Raw genomic sequence first — 23,081 nt, 5'->3', positions numbered from 1 at the left:
GTTGTTTTAATAAGAAGCCAATAATTAAAAAAGGTTGCGTTTTAAACCAAAAAAATCCGTTTTTACACGGATTTCATTTGTTAAGCTTCTGCTAATGCTTTAATATGTGCTTTTATTTTTTGTTCTAACTCATCAGCTAATTCTGGATTGTCTTTTATAAGAAGTTTCACTGCATCACGACCTTGACCTAATTTGGTTTCGCCATAACTAAACCATGAACCCGCTTTTTTGATAATTTCAAATTCTACAGCTAAATCTAAAATCTCACCTGTTTTAGAAACCCCTTCACCGTACATAATATCGAATTCGGCTACTTTAAAAGGTGGCGCCACTTTATTTTTAACCACTTTTACTTTTGTTCGATTTCCAATTACGTTTTCACCATCTTTTATTTGAGATGAACGACGAATATCTAAACGAACAGAAGCGTAAAATTTCAATGCATTTCCACCTGTTGTAGTTTCAGGATTTCCGAACATAACACCAATTTTTTCTCTCAACTGATTTATAAAAAACACTGTACAGTGAGTTTTGCTAATAGTTCCTGTTAATTTTCTCAAGGCTTGTGACATCAAACGAGCGTGTAATCCCATTTTAGAATCACCCATTTCGCCTTCAATTTCACTTTTTGGTGTTAAGGCAGCAACCGAGTCAATTACTACAATATCAATAGCTCCAGAACGGATTAGGTTCTCGGCAATTTCTAATGCTTGTTCTCCATTATCAGGCTGTGATATAATTAGATTTTCAATATCAACACCCAATTTTTCTGCATAATTTCTATCAAAAGCATGTTCTGCATCTATAAAAGCTGCAATTCCTCCTGCTTTTTGAGCTTCAGCAATAGCATGAAGTGTCAAGGTTGTTTTACCTGAAGATTCTGGCCCGTAAATTTCAATAATACGTCCTTTTGGGTAACCATTTACACCAAGAGCTAAGTCCAATCCGAGCGAACCAGAAGAAATAGTTTCTACTTCTTCAACGGCTTTATCGCCCATTTTCATTACGGTTCCTTTTCCGTAAGTTTTATCTAATTTATCTAGTGTAAGTTGTAGTGCTTTTAATTTGGCTTCTTTTTCTGAACTCATCTTTTCCTTCATTTAATTGGTATTAATTTTTGTAAAAATAATTATTTTTTCAATGTAAAATCAGATTCCTTTTTTGAGTTTTGAACAATTGTGTAAGTTAATTTATCAGTTTGCTTTTTAGAAGTATAAATTATATGAATGTGAAAAAAAAGATTGTTTTCTAAGTTATTTGTTTTTTTGTATTTTTGTTAGGATTAAATAATTTTCAGCTCAAATTATTGAAAAATGGAAACGATCTCTATTGACACATTAACTAAAAAACTAAAAAATGCTCCTCAAAGTGTTTTAGAACGTGTTATGGTTTATATTGATGCGCTTGTAGAATCTGAAAAAAAAAGCAAACCTTATGAGTTGTCTAAAGAACAACAACAAGTATTAGATAGTCAACTTAATTCCGACAAGTCAACTTATACAGAAGCCGAAACGCTTTTTGAGGATTTGAAAAAGAAGTATGAGTTATAAGATAATCGTTTCGCCAATAGCGGTTAAAAATTTAGATGATGCAGTTGAATATTATGTTTCTAATGTAAGCAAAAAAGTAGCTTTTGATTTTTTGAAAGACTTCAAAAAAACATATAAAAATTTACAAATCAACCCTTTTTACCAGATTCACGATAATAATTACAGATTTTTACCATTTGATAAATTCCCATTTGTAGCTTTCTTTATTGTTGATGAAATTAGTGAAACGGTATTCTTAAATGCGGTGTTTCATACTTCTCAAAACCCTATAAAATATCCTATCAGATAATTACATTTAGCAATTTCTTTGTGAATGTTCTGTTTTTAGAACAATTGTGTAAGTTAATTAATTACCTTATTTTAGCCAATAATTTTTTAGCAATGGAAAAGCTTATATCCTATCCAATTTCGGTAATTTATTATTTGTGTTTTGGCTTGTGTTTGGTTGTATTTCATCCAATTCAATGGGTTTGTTTCAATGTTTTTGGTTACCAAGCGCATAAAAAAAGTGTAGATTGTTTAAATTTTTTTCTTACCAAATGTACTAACCTTCTAGGAACAACCTACACGTTTAAAAATAGAGAATTAATACCAAAAAATGTTCCTGTACTATTTGTTGCCAATCATCAAAGTTTGTATGATATAGTTGGAATTATTTGGTATTTGCGAAAACATCATGCTAGTTTTGTTAGTAAAAAAGAATTGGGAAAAGGAATTCCGAGTGTTTCTTATAATCTAAGACACGGCGGTTCTATTCTTATTGACAGAAAAGATCCTAAGCAAGCCATTCCATTAATTAAAGGACTTTCTTTATATATAGAAAAGCACAATCGTTCAGCTGTAATTTTTCCAGAAGGAACTCGAAGTAAAACAGGAAAACCAAAAGAATTTGCTCAAAGTGGTCTGAAAATTCTGTTTAAATATGCTCCTTCTGCCTATGTTGTACCAATTAGTATAAACAATTCATGGAAAATGGTTAAATTTGGTGCTTTTCCAATGGGTTTAGGAAACAAACTTGAGTTTATAATTCACGAACCCATGGCTGTGAAAGATTTTTCATTTGAAGAATTAATCGAAAAAACAGAAAAAACAGTTATTGAATCAGTTAATGAGTATAAAAATTTATAATATTTAAAAAAATGTCAATAAAAAATATCCGTCTAGAAGTAATGCAATTTCTAGAAAATAAAGTAGATTCGTTTATAGACGAATTTTTAATTCCGGTTGAAAAAATCTGGCAACCATCAGACTTAATTCCTGACTCTCAAAGCGAAACTTTTTTTGAAGACGTTAAAGAATTACAAGAAATAGCCAAAGATTTACCTTATGATTTTTGGGTAGCAATGGTTGGAGATACAATTACCGAAGAAGCATTACCAACGTACGAATCATGGTTGATGGATGTTGAAGGTGTTGATAATGTAGAGCGAAATGCCTGGGCAAGATGGGTTCGACAATGGACTGGAGAAGAAAACCGTCATGGTGATTTGCTAAACAAATATTTGTATTTGTCGGGCAGAGTAAACATGCGTGAAGTTGAAATAACAACACAACATTTAATAAGTGACGGTTTTGATATTGGGACAGGAAGAGATCCATACAAAAACTTTGTTTATACTAGTTTTCAAGAACTTGCAACCTATGTTTCACACAATAGAGTTTCTCAAATAGCTAAAGATTATGGAGATAAAAAATTGGCAAAAGCATGTAAGTTAATCGCTGGTGACGAAATGCGTCATCACCACGCTTATTCTGAATTTGTGAATCAAATTTTTAAGGTTGATCCATCCGAAATGATGTTGGCTTTTCAGCACATGATGAAACTTAAAATTACAATGCCAGCTGTTTTCTTAAGAGAATCGGGAGAAAAAATTGGTACAGCTTTTGAAGAATTTTCTAACTCTGCACAAAAATTAGGGGTTTACACTGCAAATGATTATGTAGAGATTTTGCAAAAACTTGTAGATAGATGGCAAATAGATAAAATATCTGGACTTACAGACGAAGCAGAAAAAGCAAGAGATTATTTGATGAAATTACCAGGAAGAATGGCTAAAATTTCGGAAAGGTTGGTATTGCCAGAAGAAAATAAAATCTTCAAATGGGTGCAACCGGCTATTGTTGGATAATGTATGTTTAAGACTTTTATCAATTGGTTTTTACCAAAAAAAGAAACGAAAATTGTTGATACTATGAACAAATTTTTGATTGTTGGACTGGGAAATATCGGTGCAGAATATCTCAATACAAGGCATAATATAGGCTTTAAAGCCTTAGATTATTTTGCCAAAAAAAATTCAATTTCTTTTGAAACTGTAAAGCTAGGTTCAATGGCACAATATCGTTTTAAAGGAAAAACCTTTTTTCTATTGAAACCAAACACATACATGAATCTTAGTGGGAAAGCCGTTCACTATTGGATGACACAAGAAAAAATTCCGTTAGAAAACATATTAGTAATTACTGACGATTTGAATCTTTCATTCGGAACAATAAGAATAAAACCAAAAGGCAGTGATGGTGGCCACAATGGATTGAAAAACATTAATTTATTGCTAAACACTCAAAATTATTCCCGTTTCCGATTTGGAATAAGTGATGAATTCAAAAAAGGACAACAAGTAAATTATGTTTTAGGCGAATGGGATGAGGTTGAAAAAGAAAAATTACCTGAACGATTGGAAGTAGCTTCAGAAGTAGTAATTTCATTTGGAACTTCTGGTATAGGAAACACAATGACAACTTTTAATGGAAAATAGTTATGAAGAATTATTCAATTATGCTAGCTAGTCTTTTTTTGTTTTCATGTAATTGTTCCAAACAAACCGTAAAGGTTAACCCAAAAAAAATTGTTCTTGAAAGTCTGTGTCCAAAAGAAGGAGATTGCAAAATAGAAATTCTTGAGAACAAAAAAATGACTGTTCTTGATGATGGAACAGGAAGTTTATACTATCAATTAGAAGATGATTTGAAGCATAAAGTGATCAAATACACTTACGATAAAAAAGTTGAAGCAGATTTGCAAGATGCTAATTATAGAGAAGAAATTGTGTTTGAAATAGAAAATGAATTTAAAGAAGAAACTATTTCAAATGAAAATCTTCAAAATGTAAAAATGTTATTTGGTCGATTTTGTTATTGTAAAGGACAAGCAGGAAATTTTAAAGTAAAGAATGGAAATCTAAAAATAACAAAAGATAAAATAGATTTAGATTTTGAAATAAAAGAAGTTCCGAAGATAATAAAAAATATTTCAATTAGATTAAAATAAAAAAGAGTTCGCAATTAGCGAACTCTTTTAGTATATAATTGTTTCAGTGATTATTCAACCACAATTTTCTTAACAATTTTCTTATCTCCATCAGTAATAGAAACTAGGTAAATTCCTGATTGCGCATTATCTAATTGAATAGTTTGATTAAACAATCCCGAATTAGCATATTGGTTTTCAAATATTTTTCTACCTCTTAAATCAATAACTTCAATACCTACTTTGTTAGATGAATTAGAAGCAAATTGAACAGTAAATTCTCCACTATTTGGATTTGGATATATTGCTAAATCTTGAAATGAGAATTCTTCATTAGCTAGTAATGTAACGACATTTCTACAAATTTCTAGAGCTATAGAATTGATAGTTCCAGTATTTCCGGCTACTAAATCTTTGAAACCAAAAGACCAATTACCTGCAGGAACATTTATATTTAATGTATTCAAATTTGCACTAGTTGGAGGAATATAAGTTCCTGATGTAGGACTTGCACATGTTAGCACAGAACCTTGTTGGTCAAATGTTATGTTCATATTAGCACTTCCAGCGCATTGTTGGTTGTAAATATTTATCAAACTGCCACTAGGTCTAGACATTGAGATAAAATAGTTTTGTATATTAGGATGCGTTGCATTAATCGTTACATTTACATCGCTAATAGTACCACCAACAGGCACATTTATAGTTTTTACAGTAAATGAATTTGAACCATCTGCAGGAGCAAATGCGGGGCCAGTATAGTTATATGTTGTACATTCTGTTGCTACAGAATAACCCAATAAAAAGTTTGTAGAGTTTACAGCATAATAAATATTTCCATCAGCTTCTACCATCAATCTACAAGTTTGAGATGCTGGTAAACTAGGAACAGTTATTGTTTCTGAGCCATCGTTTGGAGTTCCAGCTACTAAAACATGTGGGAATGTTAAACCGCCATCTGTTGATAATTTAATTGTAACTGTTGCAGTATTTACTGGCGCGACATTTGTTCCTGCAACATTCCAAGTTACAGTTTTAGTTGAACCCGCTGCCCAACCTTCCTGAGTTGATTGTGATGTAACAGTAAATGGACCAGCAGTTCCATTAACGGTTACTGTGTTGGTAGCCCTTTTAGTTTGCCCACCATTTACCAGCTCATTATCTCTAACTAAAAGTGAAAAAGTCATAGTTCTTGCAACAGATGGGGTTACTTCCCATTGAGGGGTTAAATTTCCAGCCAAAACACTTGAAAGTACAGGCATGTATCTTTTAGAAGAACTTGAAGGGATTAACGATCTATAATTTGGACCAGAAGCACTAGTTGCTAGTGGTGGTTGTGTAGAACTTTGAAAGTTATATTGTTCCCAACAATACGTTAAGGCATCACCATCAGCATCTGTTACTTGCGCGTCTAAAACAAAAGCCGTAGACTTTGGTATTGTGTAATTTTGTAATGCTGCGATTACTGGAGCACTATTATTATTCGGCAAAATATCACCGCAATTCCCTGTACCATTAACATGGCTTATCATTTGTAAAATACTTCTTGCATGAAAATATGCGTCAGAGGCACCTTGAACGTTAGGCGGACAAATATTGGCATAAGCCATAATTGTACTTCCACTTCCAGGTTCGAATGCGCTTGTTGGTGCTACATTGCCATCGCATGAGTTGTTAAAAGTGTGGTCGCAACCCCATTGGTGTCCTATTTCGTGAGCTACATAATCAATGTCGTATGGATCTCCTACCGGAGCGTCAGAACCAGTTATTCCTCTAGCTTTGCTTCCTGTACAAGGTACATTTTTTTGAGCAAGACCACCACCTCCTGTACTAACGGTGTGACCAATATCGTAATTAGCTGAACCAATAGTTGCGTCAATTACGGTCTGACTTTCATTTATTAGAGAGCCTGGATTTGTATTTGAGAAGCTATCAGAAGTTATAAATATAATATTTTCATTGTTAGGAACCAATACCATAGTAAGTGCCATGTCATTTTCGTAAATTCCATTTAATCTTGTCATTGTTACATTCATTGCTGCTAAAACGGCGGCTTTCTTTTGTGCTAAAGTTCCACTATTTAAACCAGCTGCGCTAACATGAAATCCTGCATATTCTATGGTACAAGCCATAGCTAAACGATATGTTTTGAATAAGCCATTTTCAGCACGTAAAGCAATTTCACTAGTATCAATATCGGCTGGATTTATATCAGTTTCGTTAACAACTCCACATTCAAAAACTCTATTAGTTGTTAAATCAGATTTATTATAAACTATATAATGATTTAAATCTTTAGAATATGGATCAATGTAAGAAGCGCTTTTATCTGCTGCAAATGTCATTGTATGTAATCCAAAAAGAGTTGTGCTAAAACGTATAGTTGCTGTTTTATCATCAATTCCTTTTCCAACATAAGCTTGAATTTCAGGATGTCTTGCCGCCAAATCTTGGTGCATCACTGAAGCTTCATATATTCTGAAATTTTGCAATTCTCCTTCAGCATTCGGGAAAGCTACAATAACATTAGAAACTTCTCCAGATAATCTTTTAGGAGCAGAAGCCAACACATTTTTTAATTCATTAAAGTTTAATGAATACAATTGGTACTTAGTTGGGTTAGAATCTCTTGGAAGTTTTTCAAGACCAACAACATCTTTTGAATCCAGTTTTTGCCATAAATTAGATTGACCAAAACTGCTTACAGTTAGTAAAACTGTTAGTAAAAGTAATAATTTTTTCATTTCATTTTTTGTTTAATAGACTGTAAAAATAGTATTTATTTTTTATTTTGATAGTTATCAGTTATATATTTAACAAATATTGAAGATTTTAGTTGTCTTTTTTATATTATTAATCCTTTATAAAATATATTTTTGCCACAAAAATTTAAAGTTTGAAAGTTTTCAATTCTATTTCGAGTTATGTTAGTCAAAAACAGTCAATTGTTACCATTGGAACATTTGACGGAGTTCATATTGGGCACCAAGAAATTATTGAAAAAATTATTGAAGATGCCCAAAATTCGGATTATGAAAGTTTAATTTTAACTTTTTTTCCACATCCAAGAATGGTTTTGGCTCATGAATTGGGTGTAAAACTATTGAACACCATAAACGAAAAAATCGAATTACTTGAAAAAATTGGACTCTCTAATTTAATTATTCATCCCTTTGACGAAATATTTTCACAATTATCAGCCGAAGAATTTGTTGCCAAAATTTTAGTTGAAAAATTAAAAATCAAAAAGATAATTCTTGGTCACGACCATCGATTTGGTAAAGATAGAAGCGCCTCGATTGATGATTTAATAATTTTTGGAAAAAAATACAATTTTGAAGTGGAGCAAATTTCTGCTCAAAAAATTGACCAAGTTGCCATAAGTTCTACCAAAATAAGAACGGCTTTATTAGAAGGAAATATAGTTCTTGCTAATCAATATCTTGGTTATCAATATTCTTTTTCAGGAAAAGTTATAAAAGGAAAACAATTAGGAAGAACAATAGGTTTTCCAACTGCTAATATTCAAATAGATGAAGCATACAAACTTATTCCAAAAAACGGTGTTTATATTGTGAAATCGTCTATTGATGAAAAAATCCATTTTGGAATGATGAATATTGGAAATCGACCAACTGTTGATGGAAAAAATCAAACTATTGAGGTTTATTTCTTTGATTTTGATAAAGATATTTATTACACTTCTATATCGGTAACAATTTTAGATAGAATTCGTGACGAAAAAAAGTTTGATTCTTTAGAGGATTTGAAGAAACAAATCGAAAAGGATAAACAATCAGTAATTACTTATATTAAACAACCTTAGTTTCAAATAACATTAATCTTTGTTTCTTATTATTGAAATAACTACTTTTGAAACATTGTTAAAATAAATAAAATGACTCCAACAAGACATAACTGGACAAAAGAAGAAATCATAGCTGTTTACAACAAACCTTTAATGGATTTAATGTACGAAGCAGCAACGATTCATAGAGAAAATCACGACCCAAATGTGGTTCAAGTTTCTACTTTATTATCTATAAAAACTGGTGGTTGCCCAGAAGATTGTGGCTATTGTCCACAAGCAGCAAGATACCATACAGATATTGAAGGTAATGATTTAATGAGTGTTCATCAGGTAAAAGCACAAGCATTACGTGCTAAATCAAGCGGTTCTTCTCGTGTATGTATGGGAGCAGCCTGGAGAAATGTAAAAGACGGACCAGAATTTGATCAGGTTCTTGAAATGGTTCGAACTATCAATAAATTGGATATGGAAGTTTGTTGTACGTTGGGGATGCTTACCGAAAATCAAGCACAACGATTAGCCGAAGCCGGACTTTATGCCTATAACCATAATTTAGACACTTCAGAAGAATATTATAAAGAAGTAATTTCGACGCGTGGTTTTGAAGATAGATTGCAAACAATAGATAATGTTAGAAAAACAAATGTAACCGTTTGTAGTGGTGGAATTATAGGAATGGGAGAAAGTATTGAAGATAGAGCAGGAATGTTAGTTGCTTTATCAACATTAAATCCGCAACCAGAATCGGTACCTATAAATGCACTTGTTGCTGTTGAAGGAACTCCAATGGAAAATGAGAAGCCTGTAGAAATTTGGGAAATGATTAGAATGGTAGCAACAACCAGAATTATCATGCCAGATACACAAGTTAGACTTTCTGCTGGAAGAACTGAAATGAGTAGAGAAGGACAAGCAATGTGTTTCTTTGCTGGAGCAAATTCAATTTTTGCAGGAGATAAACTTTTGACAACTCCAAATCCAGATGTAAATGAAGATATGAAAATGTTTGAAACGCTTGGTTTAATGCCACAAAAACCATTCATCAAATTAATGCAACCTAAAACAGTTGAAGCCGAAGATTCTCAATACCAAGCTTTAGGAGAAAAACCAAAATGGACAAGACCTGAGCACAAGATCGAACGAAATTTAGAAGCTTCAATTAAAGGTAAATAAATTAAAAAACTCTTGCTATATAGACTGCACCCAAAAGTTTAGACACTATTTGGGGCATGTTCAATAAACAAGAGTTTTTTAATTTTAAGATTATTGAATTATTCAACCGTTCCTATAAAATCTAAATCATTTCCAGTTGTATTGTTTATGTACCAAGTTCCTCCAGTTCCGCCGTATCCAACAATTCTAAAAGTAACAGTAATGTTAGAAATATTTTGAAGATCATAGTAAGAATCTAAAGGGATTTCAGAAACATTATTACCAGCCCCGGCTGTGCTACCTAAAGCAATTGGAGTTCCAATATTGATAAAAGTTGTTCCATCAATTGAATATTGCCATTGAGCACTTGTTGGACCAGTCGTGGATCTTCTAAAGTTATGTGCTGCAATTTTAACAAAAGAATAAACGGCAGTTGATGGCAATGATAAAGTAATAGTTGCGTAATCACCGTTTGTAATTGCATTTGCTAAGGTTAAATAATCAAACCCATTTCCGCCCCAAGCACCAGTAGCACCAGTAGTGGTTGAGTTTAATCCAGAACCGCGAACCAAACTTGCCGAAGTAATTTGATTGATTGTACCAGCAAAAGGAGAAGGGCCAAAATTATTAGTTCCACCAGGTAAGCCACCCACTTCCCAATTAGCATAAGACACTAATGAATTATTTGTGTTACCAAAAATTTGCCACTTTGTACCATCCCAACCCAAAAAGATTTTTTTGTTAGTATCAAAGACTATCAACCCTTCAGAAGCAGTTGCAGACAACGAATTAATTGCCGAAGTAGTTAATCTAGGGACAAGTAATCCTTTAGAAGTTGAGGATATATCTAATTCTGCAGAAACATGTGGAGTTGGTGTATTAATACCAACTTGAGCGTTCAAAGAAGTGACTGCTATTAAAAATAAAAATAATAATTGTTTTTTCATAATTCAAAAGTATTCAAATAACAAATAAAAGCTTATATTTCAGTATAAAATTATTGTTATTTTGCTATTAATTTTAGTGCAAGAGTAACTTAATATAAAGATATAAAAATATTATAGAACATTTTTAAAAATTTAAATAAAATCTATGCAACATGAATTTCGTTCAATTTTTAACATTAATTTTGAGTTTCTAATTTTTTAAAAAAAATTAAATCATTTTGAACCAGTCAATTTCTTATACTTTTGAAGAAGCCAAAAAAAAATTGGAAGCTTATTGTGCTTATCAAGAACGATGCCATAAAGAGGTTGTTTCAAAGCTTTGGGATTTAGGACAAAAACAAAATGAAATTGACGAAATAGTTAGTTATTTAATTAACCAAAATTTTTTGAATGAGGAGCGTTTTGCTTGTTCATTTGCAAGAGGAAAACATCGCATAAAATCTTGGGGAAGAGTTCGAATAGTTAGCGAATTGAAATTTAGAACTATTTCGCAACGTAATATTACAACTGCTTTAAAAGAAATTTCGGAAGAACAATATCATGAAACATTTGACAAACTAGCCGAAAGAAATTGGGAAAGTTTGCACGAACGAAATTCATTAAAAAAAAGAAAGAAGTTTTGCGACTTTTTACTACGAAAGGGTTTTGAAAGCGAACTTGTTTACGAAAAAGTAAAAGAATTGGAGAAATAATTTTCAGTTGACAACTCGAAACTAAAAATCTTTACTCAATAAAACACTAACCGCATTTCCGCCAAAACCAACAGCGTTTATTAATACTTTTTTTATTTGTTTTTTATGAAATTGCTTTTCAGCGAAAGGGACTTCAATAAATTGATTGTGTTGCATCATTAAAATAGCCATTTCCATATTTAGCATTCCCGATGCTCCGAAAGTGTGACCTACTTTCCATTTGTTGGTAGTAAGTATTGGATGATTTTTCCCGAAGACTTTTTGAATGGCTTTGACTTCAGAAGTGTCACCTTTTAAAGTTCCTGGTGCATGCATAACGATTGCATCTACATCTTCGAGATTGGTGTTTTGTAAAGCCATTTTCATAGATTTTTGAAAACAATTGGCTTCATCAGAAATGGAAATATTGTGTTCAATATCATCTGTCGCGTAGCCAATTCCTTCGATATAGGCCAATGCGTTTTCTTTTTTATCCAATTCTAAACAAGCTACAGCTGCGCCTTCTCCAAGAACCATAGTGTTTTTAGTTTTTGTCAAATCAAAAGCTTTGCACGGAAATTCATCAGATTCTTTTGAATAAATCTTCAAAGCATTCATTTGTGCTATTGTAAAGTCGGTTAATGGCGCTTCACTTCCACCGACAAGAAATTTGGTAGCCATACCAGATTGTAACCAAGCAACGGCATTTAAAACGGCGTGTAAAGCAGTTGAACAGGTTATAGAATGTGAAATTTCGGGGCCATTGTTTTTTAAATCGTGTGCAACCCAAGAGGATATATTTCCAAGAGTTGTAGTTGGCGATGCTAATGTTGACGTTTTTCCAGTTTCGAGAAATTCTTTATGGTGTTTTTCGAATAATTGAGTTGCACCACGAGAAGAACCAATGTTTATTCCGAAAGTATCACCGTTTTTCCAGCCAGCATTTTTAATGGCTTGACGCGAAACTAAAATAGAAAGCAAAACCGTTTCATCTAATGATTTGTATTTGATTTCAGATTGTTTTAAAATTTCAATTTTGTTTCTTATTTCTGCTGGAATTGTGGCTACATGTTGAGGTTGACCATTGAAAATTTTACTTAAAAAAAGTGTTTCGGTTGAAAGATAATTTTTCCAAATAGCCTCAGGATTATTTCCTAATGGAGAAATAGAAGCAAGTGATGTTATGGCGATTTTAGTTTTCAATAGTAAAAATTTAACCACTAAGTACACTAAGCGATCACGATGAACACAAAGCTTAGCGCACTTAGTGCATTCTTTGTGACCTTTGTGGTTAAGTTACAAAATTACACTATTTCTAATGCTTTTTCGATAGTTTGATAGACTTTTTCTAATTGATTTTTGGAAATTACATACGGTGGCAAAATGTAAACAATGTTTCCAACTGGGCGCAAAATAATGCCGTTTTCGATGAAAAAATTATAGAGTTTGTTGCGCATGGTTCCGTAATAACTTTCTTGAGAATCGGTTTTGATTTCTAGGGCAAAAATAACACCGAGAACTCTTGTAGTTTTTATTTTTGGATGTGATTTTATTTTAGATTCAAAAGCCAAATGACTTTGATTTATTTTATTTATATTCTGCTGAATTTCAGGAGTTTGTAATAGAAAAATACTTGCCAAGGCTGCAGCACAACCAGTCGGATTTGCAGTAAATGTATGTCCGTGTAAAAGAGCTTTGTTGGTGTCGTTGTCATAAAACCCATCGAAGATTTCTTGAGTAAAAGTGGTAATTGCCATTGGAATTGCGCCACCTGTTAAGGCTTTTGACAAGCACATCATGTCGGGTTTTTCGACTAAATAGTCGCATGCGAAATTTTTTCCTGTTTTACCAAAACCAGTCATGACTTCGTCGGCAATGGTGAAGACATTATTTTGTTTGCAAACAGTAATTAATTGTTCTAAAATTTTGGGAGAATACATTACCATTCCGGCCGCACCAAGTGCTAATGGTTCAAAAATGAAGGCGGCAAATTCGTTGGTTTTGACTAAATTTTCTAAAGATTTAAGTGTTTTTTCTTCGTTTCCAGCTGTTGGAACAGGAATGCGAACGACTTCTAAAAGTGAACCTTTGAAGGCTTCTGTAAAAAATGAAATTCCGCTTGCAGCCATTGCTCCAAAAGTATCTCCGTGAAAAGCATCTTCAAAAGCGATGATTTTGGTTTTCTTAATATCTTTGTTAAAATTGTATTGAAGTGCAACTTTGATAGCTACTTCTACCGCTGTCGAACCATTGTCTGAATAGAAAATCTTTTGTTGATTGAATGGAAGAATTTCAATTAATTTCTCAGATAATTCTACTGCTTTATTGTGTGTAAATCCTCCAAATAAAACGTGCTCAAGAGTTGTTAACTGCTCATAAATAGCATCAGCAATAACTTGGTTAGAATGGCCAAAAGGATTAACCCACCAAGAAGCTATGGCATCGATGTATTCTTTGCCGTTTTCGTCCCAAAGTAAAGCGCCTTTCCCTTTTACGATTGCAGGAAAATCAGAAGCTGTTTTATGTTGCGTGTACGGATGCCAATTGTGGGCTTTATCTCGTTGTGAAAGTGACATTTTTTTTAGAATATTGAAATAGAGAATAGAATATACTAATCGCTAAATGTTTTTGCAAAGATAAGTAAGTCTATATTTTATTCTCTATTTTCTCTTCTCTTATAATGTTAAAAGTGAGTCTCTAAACTTATCAGCATAATACTGAATTACATTTTGATCGAAATACGGTTCATTATTTATTCTTCCTATAAATTTGGCTTTTGTTTTAGAAAGAATTATTTCTTCAGTAGCTTTATTTTCATCACCAGAAAAAATGATTCCGGAAACTTCAATTTTTCTAGATTTTAGAGCTTCAAAAGTCAACAACGTGTGATTAATGCTCCCTAAGTAATGGCGAGAAACAATGATGACTTTGTAATCTTTTTGAATCAAATCGATGATGCAATCTTCATTGTTTAAAGGAACAAGAACGCCTCCAGCGCCTTCAATTACAAGATTATTTTTTGTTTTTGGTTCAATTATTTTTTTTAAATCAATTGTGATTCCGTCAATTGCAGCAGCTAAATGCGGACTTGCAGGTGTATTGAGTTTATAACTGTTTTCAAAAATTTGAGATTTAGAATTTGAGATTTGAGATTTCACCTTGTGGCTATCAGAATTATCCAAATCACCTGCTTGAACAGGTTTCCAATAATCAGCTTCCAACGCTTGTGTTAGTATGGTTGATGCTACGGTTTTTCCAACATCAGTTCCAATGCCTGTTACGAATAGTTTCATAAAATGATTTTGTTCAAAGGTCGTAAACTATAATTGGATTTTAAAATAATTTCGTTTCAAGTTTAATAAATTTTATATTTACCAAAAAATAAATCATGGTATTAAGTAGATTTTGGTTAGTTATTTTTATTTCATCAATTGTGTTTGTGATTACTAGTTTATTCTCTGGAAAAAGCTACACAATTGATCATGTTTTAAATGGAAAAAAAGATGATCCTATCTTAATTTCTGAAAAATATATATCCGAATTGCCAGCTTTTATTAAAGACAGCATCGCTAAAGCACCCGAAAAAACAATGGTGATTAATCGTGATACGCTTACTATTGATACTACTTATGTTTATAAAAATAAAGTAGTTAAAATTTATAGTGGAGTTCAAAAATCAGATGGTTTATTGCCAACTTGTAAAAGCACTTTACTTGATTTGATTTTGCCTCTAATGGCCTATTTAGCCTTCTTCTGCGGATTGATGGAACTACTAATTATTTCTGGTGCTTCACAAAAATTGGCAAAGATTTTAAGCCCAGTTTTTGTAAAAGTCTTTCCTAGTATTCCGAAAAATCACCCTTCCATTTCTTATATGACTTTAAATTTTGCAGCTAATTTCCTTGGTTTAGATTCTGCTGCTACACCATTTGGGTTAAAAGCCATGGAAAGTTTACAAGAAATAAATCCCGAAAAAGATAAAGCCAGTGATGCGCAAATTATGTTTATGTGTTTGCATGCTTCTGGACTTACCTTAATTGCAACTTCAATCATTGGATATCGTGCTGCTGCAGGCGCTACAAATCCTGCAGATGTTATGTTACCTTGTATAATTACCTCTTTTATTGGAACAATTGCCGCTTTTTTAATAGTAGGAGTTAAACAAAAAATTAACTTTAAAAGTGTCTCTTTGGTTGCAGGATTGATGGGAATTATAGGAGCAATCATTGGATTGTTGATGTATGTAAATCAATTAGATTTGATAGGTAAAAACTATTTTACATCTAATCTTTCGGCTTTGATTTTGGTTGTAATTATTGTCTTTACCTTGATTTTATCATTTATTAAAGAAAAGAAATTTACCGAAGCAAATACTACCGTTTATGAAGCTTTTGTAACTGGAGCAAATAATGGTGTAAAAACAGGAGTTACTATTTTTCCTTATGTTTTAGGAATGTTAGTTGCCATTTCATTATTTAGAAATAGTGGCTTATTTGAAATAATTAGCAACTGGATTGCTTTTGTTTTTTCTAATATGGGTGTTAGCAAAGATATTATAGATGCGATGCCAGTTGCTTTGCTTCGTCCATTTAGTTCTGCTGGTTCGCGAGGATTTTTGATTGATTCTATGAATACATTTGGAGCCGATTCGATGACAGGAAGATTGAGCAGTATTTTTCAATGTAGTGCCGAAAGTACTTTCTATGTAATTGCAGTTTATTTTGGTTCGGTTAATATAAAAAACACTCGATACACATTAGGAACAATGCTTTTAGTAGATTTAATTTGTGTGATTACTGCCATTTTTGTGGCAAGTTGGTTTTTTTAAAAAAAAATTTGATAAAAAATTTAAAATAATTATTTTTTATTTTAAAAAAGTACGTATTTACAACTATTGTATTTTACATTTTGTCGTTTATATCTATAATTCATAATTTTTCTTGAATAAATCCTTATATTTGAATCTTTCCATAACACCAAAGAATCACTAACTACTTTAAATTTTCATAATTATGAAAAAATTTTACTCACTTTTATTTTTATTAATTTCTTTGTCAAGTTTTTCACAAATTAATGAAGATTTTGAAGGGATTTCTGCTCCTGATGCTTCGGGAAACTGGGCATTAATTTCTGGAGACTGGAAAACATTTGATAATGGAGTAGGACCTATTTCCAACTGGGTTCCATCTTCTGCTGCCTTAGCCCTCAATAGTATTGGTAGAGCTGCCGATGTAGCCAGAGGGTTTAATGGTCAAGATGCTACATCAGAAGATTGGCTAGTTATGCCAAGAAGACTAATGCGACCAAACGAACAACTTCGTTTTTTTACAAGACAAGGATTGAATGGAGATTCTGGAACTTTATATCAAATTAGGGTTTCTACTAATAGTGATCCAACAATTCTATCAGCTTATACTGTTTTTGAGGAGTTTACAGAAACCGAATTAAACGAAGGATTTGCATTTAACCAATATAATGAAAAGGTTATAAATATGACTCAAACAGGTCAGCAATTATTCATTGCTTTTGTTAAAGTTCATACCCAACCAGGGACAACATTAGGAGGAGATAGATGGTTAATTGATAATGTTCAACTAGCTTTGCGTTGTGTTGAACCAATAAATCTTAGTCATGAACAAACAACTTGTAATTCAGCGAGAATAAAATGGACTAACCCGGCAAATGCCAGTTTATTTAATGTTGAGGTTGGTTTATATCCTTTTGACCAAGGAACTTCTGGAAACTCTATTTTTCAAACTAATTCTGGGTTGCCAAACAATCCAAGTAATCTTTTAACTAACTTACTGCCTGGCACAGAATATGCTTATTATGTTCAGGCAGTATGTGGGCCTGGTAGAACAAGTAATTGGGCAGGCCCTTATTTTTTCAAAACGAAAGAAGAAGGGGCATTGTGTGGAAGTTGTTCTTTTTCAATTACAAATTTAGATTTACCTTTTTCAGATCAAAGCAACACAAGTGTTTATGGAGACAATATAACCCAAACTTCACCAGGAACAAGTTGTGGAGGAACTGGTACATATCTTGCGGGTCAAGATGTAGTTTATGCATACACTCCTGCAGCAGATGGACAAATCACTATATCTATGAATCCTTTTGGAGTGACTAACACAGGTATTTTTGTTTATGATAGTTGTGCAGACATTGGAGTGAATTGTGTAACTGGTATTGCCAATAATAATGGGAATGTGAGAACAATTCCAACTTTAAATGTAGTAGGTGGGACAACCTATTATATTCTAATTTCATCAACAGCAGCAACTTTTAGTTTTGAGTATTTATTAACTATACAAGAAGTTTCATGTAATCCACCAACGAGCGGAACTGCTGTTGCTGGTATGACAAGTGCAACTTTAAACTGGACAGGACCAACAGGAGCAACATCTTGGGAATATTTTGTTCAGTTAAAAGATGAGCAAATACCAAATACCACTGGAACAACTGCAACTCTCAATCCAACTGCGTTAGTAACAACAATGCAAAATGGAACAGTTTTAGCGGCAGGAACTGAATACCAATATTGGGTTAGAGCAGATTGTGGAAATGGGACATTCAGTCCTTGGGTTGGACCATTTTTATTCACTACAACTCAATGCCTTATTGAAGATCAATGTAATTATACATTTGCACTAACTGATATTGGCAGTGATGGATGGGAAGGCGGAAGAATGGAAGTAAGACAAGGAGGCATTGTCGTTGCGACTATAGGAGCAACAATAACAGGAGGTTCACAAAATGTTATTGTTCCATTATGTGATGATTTGCCTTTTGAATTATTTTGGTCAGTTGGCGGAACATCACCTGCAGAAATTGGAGTTTCTGTAAGAAACTCATTTGGACAAACATTATTTACAATGCCATCTAATAGTGCTCCAAATGTAGGGACAATTATTTTTGGTGCAAATGGAACGGCTATTACTGAATGTGATTTTCCGGTTTGTCAAGCTGTTACAGGAACACTTGGTACTGCCTCAATAACAGCATACGGAGCAACACTTAACTGGACGGTGCCAACATGGGCCGCAGGATTAGGATTTACGTATGATGTTTATATTAGCGCAGCACCATTTACAGTACCTGATGGCATTCCAACTCCGAATAACTCAACAACATTTCTGGTAGAAAATGTGTTACCAGGTTTTGCAATTCCAGAAACATTAGGATTACAACAGGATACGCAATATAGATATTGGGTACAAATAAATTGTACTAACAATGGTCCAAGTCCTTGGACAACCAACTCAGGTGTTTGGACTACTTTGCCAAAATGTCCTAAACCAACAGCTTTGAACTTGGGCACAATGGTAGTGGATACTGTTGGAGTTCCTCCAACTGTGACTGCTCCATTATATTGGACAAGTACAACACCACCAACAGAATCTGCTTGGGTATTGGCTTTGCCAGTTGTCACACCTGCTACACCAAGTTTATTATTAACCAAAAAAGTTACTGAAATAACGGGGGTTTCAGAAGGAGATACAATCAAATATGAATTTTATGTAACTAACACAGGAGGTTTGCCAATAAATAGTTTAACTATTTCTGATCCATTAATTAGTGCAAATCCAATTCCAGTTATTCCAGCTGTACTTCCTCCAGGAAATTTTGGAAAAGCAATAGCAACTTATACTATTACAGCAGCTGATGTTATAAATAGTTCTGTTACAAATAGTGCTACTGTTAATGGTCTAACTACTGCTAGTGTAGCAGTGAGTGACGTTATAGATGCACCACTTGTAACACCATTAGTTGTTTTAGCTCCAGTGCCTTTTAATCCGGGTGCTCCATGGGTTGCTGTTCCTGCTGGGCAAGGAAGTTTAGCAAATCAATTTCAATATACCGGATTAGTTCCAGACACGGCTTATAATTATTATGTTATGAATGATTGTGGTGAAACAAATGGCAATAGCTTAGTGGCAGGTCCGAGAGCATTTACAACGCCACCATCTTGCCCAAGACCAACTTTGCCAAATGTTACCGCTGCAAGTATAACAACAAGTTCAGCTACTTTTACATGGGTAAATGGCTCACCAACGGATACACAATGGGAAATTTTGCTAGTTCCAAGTCCTACTTTGACATTACCAACAGCTATTCCTTCAGATAATCCATCTTTTCCGGGGCAAATATTGACGACAGTAACTTCTCCAGATGGTTCGCCATATACAATAAATGGATTAAATGCAGCGCAAATTTACTTTTACTACATTAGAACAGTATGTAGTTCGACTAACAAAAGCAAATGGACAGCGGTAAAAGTATTTAACACACTTAGATGTTTGGATACAGAAATGTGTGATTATAGAATATGGTTGAACAATTATAATACAGATGGAAGCATTGGCGCTAATACTTGGAATGGAGCAAGACTTCAAATACGTCAAAACGGAATTATTGTTAGCACAGTTGGTACAGCTCAAGTTAATGGTAATCCAATAATTGTAAAATTGTGTCCAAACGTGCCTTATGATTTGTATTGGAGCGTTGCGGGAACTTCTCCCGACACAATAGGATTTACTTTTGCGAGTCCATTTTTTGACACATTATTTATAAAAGAACCAGGACAAGGAACTCCACAAACAGTTTTGTATAATTCAATTGGTAATTGTACCCCAACAGGCTGTTTAAAACCAATACCATTAGCCGTTGATGTTACTACAATTACAACAAGTCAAGCAACATTAACATGGACAGAACAAGGAACGGCAACTCAATGGGAAGTTTTTGTAACGCCTCAAGGAACACCAGCACCAATAAACGGAAACCCAATAGTTGGAACTTTAGTAGGTGTTTCTGTTGGATCGGGTTTTTATTACTTAGTTGACGGAACTTCTAGCGTAACAGTTACAGGTCTAAATCCCCAAACGACCTATCAATTTTATGTTAGAGCAATATGTCCTGTATCTGAGATAAGCGGATGGACTATTTTGACACCAATCTCATTCATAACAAAACCGATAAACGACAATTGTGCAGGGTCAATAAATGTTCCTGTAAATCCAAATAGAGAGTGTACTCAATTTGCTATTGGTAACACATTAGGAGCATCGGGTTCGTTACCATTAACTTCACCTGTTTGTCCTGGTAATACAGACGATGATGTCTGGTTTAATTTTGTTGCAACAAGTACGACACATATTATCAACATAAACAATATTGTTGGCACTGCAACAGATATTAATCATACTTTTTATTTAGGTTCAGATTGTGGAACTTTAACACAACTTTATTGTAGTAATCCTAATATAAGTATTGCAACAAATTTAGTTATTGGAAACACTTATAAAATCAGAGTATATACCAACGGTGCAAATTTATCTCAAACCGCAACTTTTGAAGTTTGTATTACTACTCCAGCCGCTGTTGTTAATGACAATTGTAATACCGCCACTGTTGCGGTTGTAAACGGGGGGTTAATTTGTAATCAAACCACACCAGGTTCTTTAGCTGGCGCTACTGCTTCAACTCAAGGCGGAACCACATGTGCAGGAACAGAGGACGATGATATTTGGTTTAGCTTTGTTGCCAATAGCACTCAACAGATAATAGATATTTTAAATGTTCAAGGAACAAATGTTGATATTAATCATGCAGTTTATTCAGGGTTATGTAATAATTTAACACTATTATATTGTAGCGATCCAAATCAAAGTACTGCAAATGGTTTAACTGTTGGGCAAACATATTTTATAAGAGTTTGGTCAGCTGTAGCAACTGTTCAAGACATAACTTTTGATTTATGTATAGGAAGAATTTTGCCGCCAATTACGGCTAATACAACTCAATATTCCACTCAACAATTGATTGAAGATGTATTTTTAAATACTACTTGTGCCAATGTTACTAATATAACAACATCTACAGGAACAAATTTTGGTTCTGTTAATGGCATAGGATATTTTAATAGAGCCAACTCGGAGTTTCCATTTGCTGATGGAATTGTATTATCTACAGGAAATGCAGCTAGTGTTTCTGGTCCGAATAATATAATAACACCTTTAAGTGAGGGTAATTTTTTATGGACAGGAGATGATGAACTTGAAGAAATTGTGCTTGCTGGAACAGGAACCGCCATGAATTCAAATAATGCATCTATATTGGAATTTGATTTTACTCCAATTTCTTCACCTATTAGTTTTAATTTTATATTTGCATCAGAGGAATATGGACAATGGCAGTGTGGTTTTTCAGATTCATTCGCTTTTATTTTAACAGATTTGACAACTGGTACTGTGAGTAATCTTGCTGTATTACCAAATTCAGCAACCCCAGTTTCTGTGGTAACAATTCGTGACCAACAATTTAATCCAAATTGTGAATCTCAAAATGTTGACTATTTTGGAAGCTTTTTTGGTCCAGCGTTTGGAACTGGATCTCCAGGAATCAACCCACTAGGAGATCCAATAGCTTTTAATGGATTTACTGTTCCTTTAACCGCAACTTCTGATGTAACACCAGGAGGTCAATATCATATTAAGTTAGTAATTGCTGATCAAAATGACTCTGCTTTTGACTCTGCTGTATTTTTGGAAGGTGATAGTTTTAATATAGGAAATATTGAATTAGGAAATGACTTCTTAGAAGCATCAGGAAATGCGATTTGTCCAGGTGATGTTGTCGCAATTGATTCTGGTTTAGATCCTGCATTTTATAGTTTTACTTGGTTTAAAAATTCTTTTCTTATTCCTAATGAAAATAATTCAACATTAAATGTATCAGACGAAGGAGTATACACATTAAATGCTCAATATGGTGCATCAACTTGTATTCAAACAGATTTTGTTACAATTGAATTTATAGAAGATCAAATAGCAGGAACACCACAAAATTTGACTGATTGTATTCCAACCGGAACTTCAACATTCAATTTAACTCTAAATGAAGCATCAATTTTAGCTCCTTTTGTACCAGGATCACACACGGCGGTTTTCTTTACATCTTTTAATGATGCTGATCAAAACAACTTAGCAAACGGAATTACAACTCCAGAAACATTTGTTAATACATCTAATCCTCAAACTATTTATGTGAGAGTGAATAAATTAGGAACATCATGCTATCAAGTTGTTTCATTTACATTAACTGTTCAAGATTTGACTCCTGAATTTACTTTTGCAGGAGACACTTCTATTTGTCCTCAAGAAATTACAATTATTTCTGTAGTTCCAACTGATAATAGTTTTGATAGTAATCTTGTTACTTATCAATGGCAATATTTAGGAGTTAATCTTGATGGGGAAACAAATAATTCCATTACTATTTCTGGAACTAACTACGGAATGTATTCTTGTATTGTAAATAATTCAGGATGTATAAATTCTGAAGATGTTGAGTTAGTAAATAGCAACACATTGTGGACGTTATCAGCTACAGGAACAACGAGTTTGTGTCCTAACGAGACAGGAACAATCAACGTAAGTGTTTCAGATAACACAACAGGTTCGCCAGAAGTTTACACGTATTTATTACCTGACGGAACAACCAGTTCAGAAACAGGAAATAGTTTAGCAATAACTCAAACAGGAACTTATACTATAACTGTTGATATTCTTGGGTGTACAAATTTTATCAATTATACTGTATCACCAAGCAACACATTGTGGACGTTATCAGCTACAGGAACAACGAGTTTGTGTCCTAACGAGACAGGAACAATCAACGTAAGTGTTTCAGATAACACAA

At 33.3% G+C, this 23,081-nt stretch carries 17 protein-coding genes; 11 read left to right on the top strand and 6 right to left on the bottom strand.

Annotated features, from left to right (window positions below):
• Positions 1-80: 80 nt before the first annotated feature.
• Positions 81-1,088, bottom strand: a complete 1,008-nt coding sequence (gene recA / locus ACIQ66_RS05715; protein ID WP_396211830.1) for a recombinase RecA — start codon at positions 1,086-1,088, stop codon at positions 81-83.
• Positions 1,089-1,313: 225 nt separating this feature from the next.
• On the opposite strand from recA, the gene ACIQ66_RS05710 reads away from it, so the two are divergent.
• The 6 genes from ACIQ66_RS05710 (at position 1,314) to ACIQ66_RS05685 (ending at position 4,821) form a co-directional block, all read left to right on the top strand.
• A complete protein-coding gene (locus ACIQ66_RS05710; protein WP_396211829.1) occupies positions 1,314-1,550 on the top strand; it encodes a hypothetical protein in 237 nt (78 codons plus the stop codon).
• The gene (locus ACIQ66_RS05705; RefSeq protein ID WP_396211828.1) at positions 1,540-1,839 is read left to right on the top strand and encodes a type II toxin-antitoxin system RelE/ParE family toxin; all 300 of its coding nucleotides are present in this window, start codon (positions 1,540-1,542) and stop codon (positions 1,837-1,839) included. The genes ACIQ66_RS05710 and ACIQ66_RS05705 overlap by 11 nt, the downstream gene beginning before the upstream one ends.
• A gap of 92 nt (positions 1,840-1,931) precedes the next feature.
• Positions 1,932-2,678 carry a lysophospholipid acyltransferase family protein gene (locus ACIQ66_RS05700; protein WP_396211827.1) on the top strand — a complete coding sequence of 249 codons (747 nt, stop codon included), beginning with the start codon at positions 1,932-1,934 and terminating at the stop codon, positions 2,676-2,678.
• 11 nt (positions 2,679-2,689) lie between these two features.
• Entirely contained in the window at positions 2,690-3,679 is a 990-nt protein-coding gene (locus ACIQ66_RS05695) for an acyl-ACP desaturase (RefSeq protein ID WP_396211826.1), read from the top strand.
• A 63-nt stretch (positions 3,680-3,742) separates the two neighbouring features.
• The gene (gene pth / locus ACIQ66_RS05690; RefSeq protein WP_396211825.1) at positions 3,743-4,309 is read left to right on the top strand and encodes an aminoacyl-tRNA hydrolase; all 567 of its coding nucleotides are present in this window, start codon (positions 3,743-3,745) and stop codon (positions 4,307-4,309) included.
• Between the two features lie 2 nt (positions 4,310-4,311).
• Positions 4,312-4,821, top strand: a complete 510-nt coding sequence (locus tag ACIQ66_RS05685; protein ID WP_396211824.1) for a hypothetical protein — start codon at positions 4,312-4,314, stop codon at positions 4,819-4,821.
• 50 nt (positions 4,822-4,871) lie between these two features.
• Here the strand turns inward: ACIQ66_RS05685 and ACIQ66_RS05680 are convergent, their stop codons facing one another.
• Entirely contained in the window at positions 4,872-7,544 is a 2,673-nt protein-coding gene (locus ACIQ66_RS05680) for a reprolysin-like metallopeptidase (RefSeq protein ID WP_396211823.1), read from the bottom strand.
• Between the two features lie 152 nt (positions 7,545-7,696).
• Here ACIQ66_RS05680 and ACIQ66_RS05675 point away from each other — a divergent pair, with 152 nt between their 5' ends.
• Positions 7,697-8,626, top strand: a complete 930-nt coding sequence (locus ACIQ66_RS05675; protein WP_396211822.1) for a bifunctional riboflavin kinase/FAD synthetase — start codon at positions 7,697-7,699, stop codon at positions 8,624-8,626.
• A gap of 72 nt (positions 8,627-8,698) precedes the next feature.
• The gene (gene bioB / locus ACIQ66_RS05670) at positions 8,699-9,784 is read left to right on the top strand and encodes a biotin synthase BioB (protein ID WP_396211821.1); all 1,086 of its coding nucleotides are present in this window, start codon (positions 8,699-8,701) and stop codon (positions 9,782-9,784) included.
• A 98-nt stretch (positions 9,785-9,882) separates the two neighbouring features.
• On the opposite strand, the gene ACIQ66_RS05665 is transcribed toward bioB, so the two are convergent.
• Entirely contained in the window at positions 9,883-10,710 is an 828-nt protein-coding gene (locus ACIQ66_RS05665) for a hypothetical protein (RefSeq protein ID WP_396211820.1), read from the bottom strand.
• Between the two features lie 218 nt (positions 10,711-10,928).
• Between ACIQ66_RS05665 and ACIQ66_RS05660 the strand changes: the two genes are divergently transcribed.
• Positions 10,929-11,402: a regulatory protein RecX gene (locus ACIQ66_RS05660; protein WP_396211819.1), complete on the top strand. Its 474-nt coding sequence runs from the start codon at positions 10,929-10,931 to the stop codon at positions 11,400-11,402.
• Between the two features lie 21 nt (positions 11,403-11,423).
• Here ACIQ66_RS05660 and ACIQ66_RS05655 read toward each other — a convergent pair whose 3' ends face one another.
• From ACIQ66_RS05655 to bioD, 3 genes are all read right to left on the bottom strand, one after another.
• Positions 11,424-12,584 carry a beta-ketoacyl synthase N-terminal-like domain-containing protein gene (locus ACIQ66_RS05655; RefSeq protein ID WP_396211818.1) on the bottom strand — a complete coding sequence of 387 codons (1,161 nt, stop codon included), beginning with the start codon at positions 12,582-12,584 and terminating at the stop codon, positions 11,424-11,426.
• A 101-nt stretch (positions 12,585-12,685) separates the two neighbouring features.
• A complete protein-coding gene (gene bioA, locus ACIQ66_RS05650; protein ID WP_396211817.1) occupies positions 12,686-13,957 on the bottom strand; it encodes an adenosylmethionine--8-amino-7-oxononanoate transaminase in 1,272 nt (423 codons plus the stop codon).
• A 99-nt stretch (positions 13,958-14,056) separates the two neighbouring features.
• Positions 14,057-14,674: a dethiobiotin synthase gene (gene bioD, locus ACIQ66_RS05645; protein ID WP_396211816.1), complete on the bottom strand. Its 618-nt coding sequence runs from the start codon at positions 14,672-14,674 to the stop codon at positions 14,057-14,059.
• A gap of 95 nt (positions 14,675-14,769) precedes the next feature.
• On the opposite strand from bioD, the gene ACIQ66_RS05640 reads away from it, so the two are divergent.
• Together ACIQ66_RS05640 and ACIQ66_RS05635 are read left to right on the top strand one after the other, a co-directional pair.
• A complete protein-coding gene (locus tag ACIQ66_RS05640) occupies positions 14,770-16,209 on the top strand; it encodes a nucleoside recognition domain-containing protein (RefSeq protein WP_396211815.1) in 1,440 nt (479 codons plus the stop codon).
• Positions 16,210-16,393: 184 nt separating this feature from the next.
• On the top strand, positions 16,394-23,081 hold a 6,688-nt coding region (locus ACIQ66_RS05635), incomplete at its 3' end, for a choice-of-anchor L domain-containing protein (RefSeq protein ID WP_396211814.1).

The organism is Flavobacterium sp., from assembly GCF_044377315.1.
Taxonomy (GTDB): domain Bacteria; phylum Bacteroidota; class Bacteroidia; order Flavobacteriales; family Flavobacteriaceae; genus Flavobacterium.
The sequence above is the reverse complement of the archived record's forward strand: the minus strand, read 5'-3'. Positions and strand labels throughout refer to the sequence as shown.

What these genes read in the sequence shown, in the direction of transcription:
- bioB (WP_396211821.1), top strand. Translation starts at nt 8,699, where the DNA reads ATGACTCCAACAAGACATAACTGGACAAAAGAAGAAATCATAGCTGTT.
- ACIQ66_RS05640 (WP_396211815.1), top strand. Translation starts at nt 14,770, where the DNA reads ATGGTATTAAGTAGATTTTGGTTAGTTATTTTTATTTCATCAATTGTG.
- recA (WP_396211830.1), bottom strand. Translation starts at nt 1,088, where the DNA reads ATGAGTTCAGAAAAAGAAGCCAAATTAAAAGCACTACAACTTACACTA.
- pth (WP_396211825.1), top strand. Translation starts at nt 3,743, where the DNA reads ATGAACAAATTTTTGATTGTTGGACTGGGAAATATCGGTGCAGAATAT.
- ACIQ66_RS05705 (WP_396211828.1), top strand. Translation starts at nt 1,540, where the DNA reads ATGAGTTATAAGATAATCGTTTCGCCAATAGCGGTTAAAAATTTAGAT.
- ACIQ66_RS05695 (WP_396211826.1), top strand. Translation starts at nt 2,690, where the DNA reads ATGTCAATAAAAAATATCCGTCTAGAAGTAATGCAATTTCTAGAAAAT.
- bioD (WP_396211816.1), bottom strand. Translation starts at nt 14,674, where the DNA reads ATGAAACTATTCGTAACAGGCATTGGAACTGATGTTGGAAAAACCGTA.
- ACIQ66_RS05710 (WP_396211829.1), top strand. Translation starts at nt 1,314, where the DNA reads ATGGAAACGATCTCTATTGACACATTAACTAAAAAACTAAAAAATGCT.
- bioA (WP_396211817.1), bottom strand. Translation starts at nt 13,957, where the DNA reads ATGTCACTTTCACAACGAGATAAAGCCCACAATTGGCATCCGTACACG.
- ACIQ66_RS05685 (WP_396211824.1), top strand. Translation starts at nt 4,312, where the DNA reads ATGAAGAATTATTCAATTATGCTAGCTAGTCTTTTTTTGTTTTCATGT.
- ACIQ66_RS05680 (WP_396211823.1), bottom strand. Translation starts at nt 7,544, where the DNA reads ATGAAAAAATTATTACTTTTACTAACAGTTTTACTAACTGTAAGCAGT.
- ACIQ66_RS05700 (WP_396211827.1), top strand. Translation starts at nt 1,932, where the DNA reads ATGGAAAAGCTTATATCCTATCCAATTTCGGTAATTTATTATTTGTGT.
- ACIQ66_RS05665 (WP_396211820.1), bottom strand. Translation starts at nt 10,710, where the DNA reads ATGAAAAAACAATTATTATTTTTATTTTTAATAGCAGTCACTTCTTTG.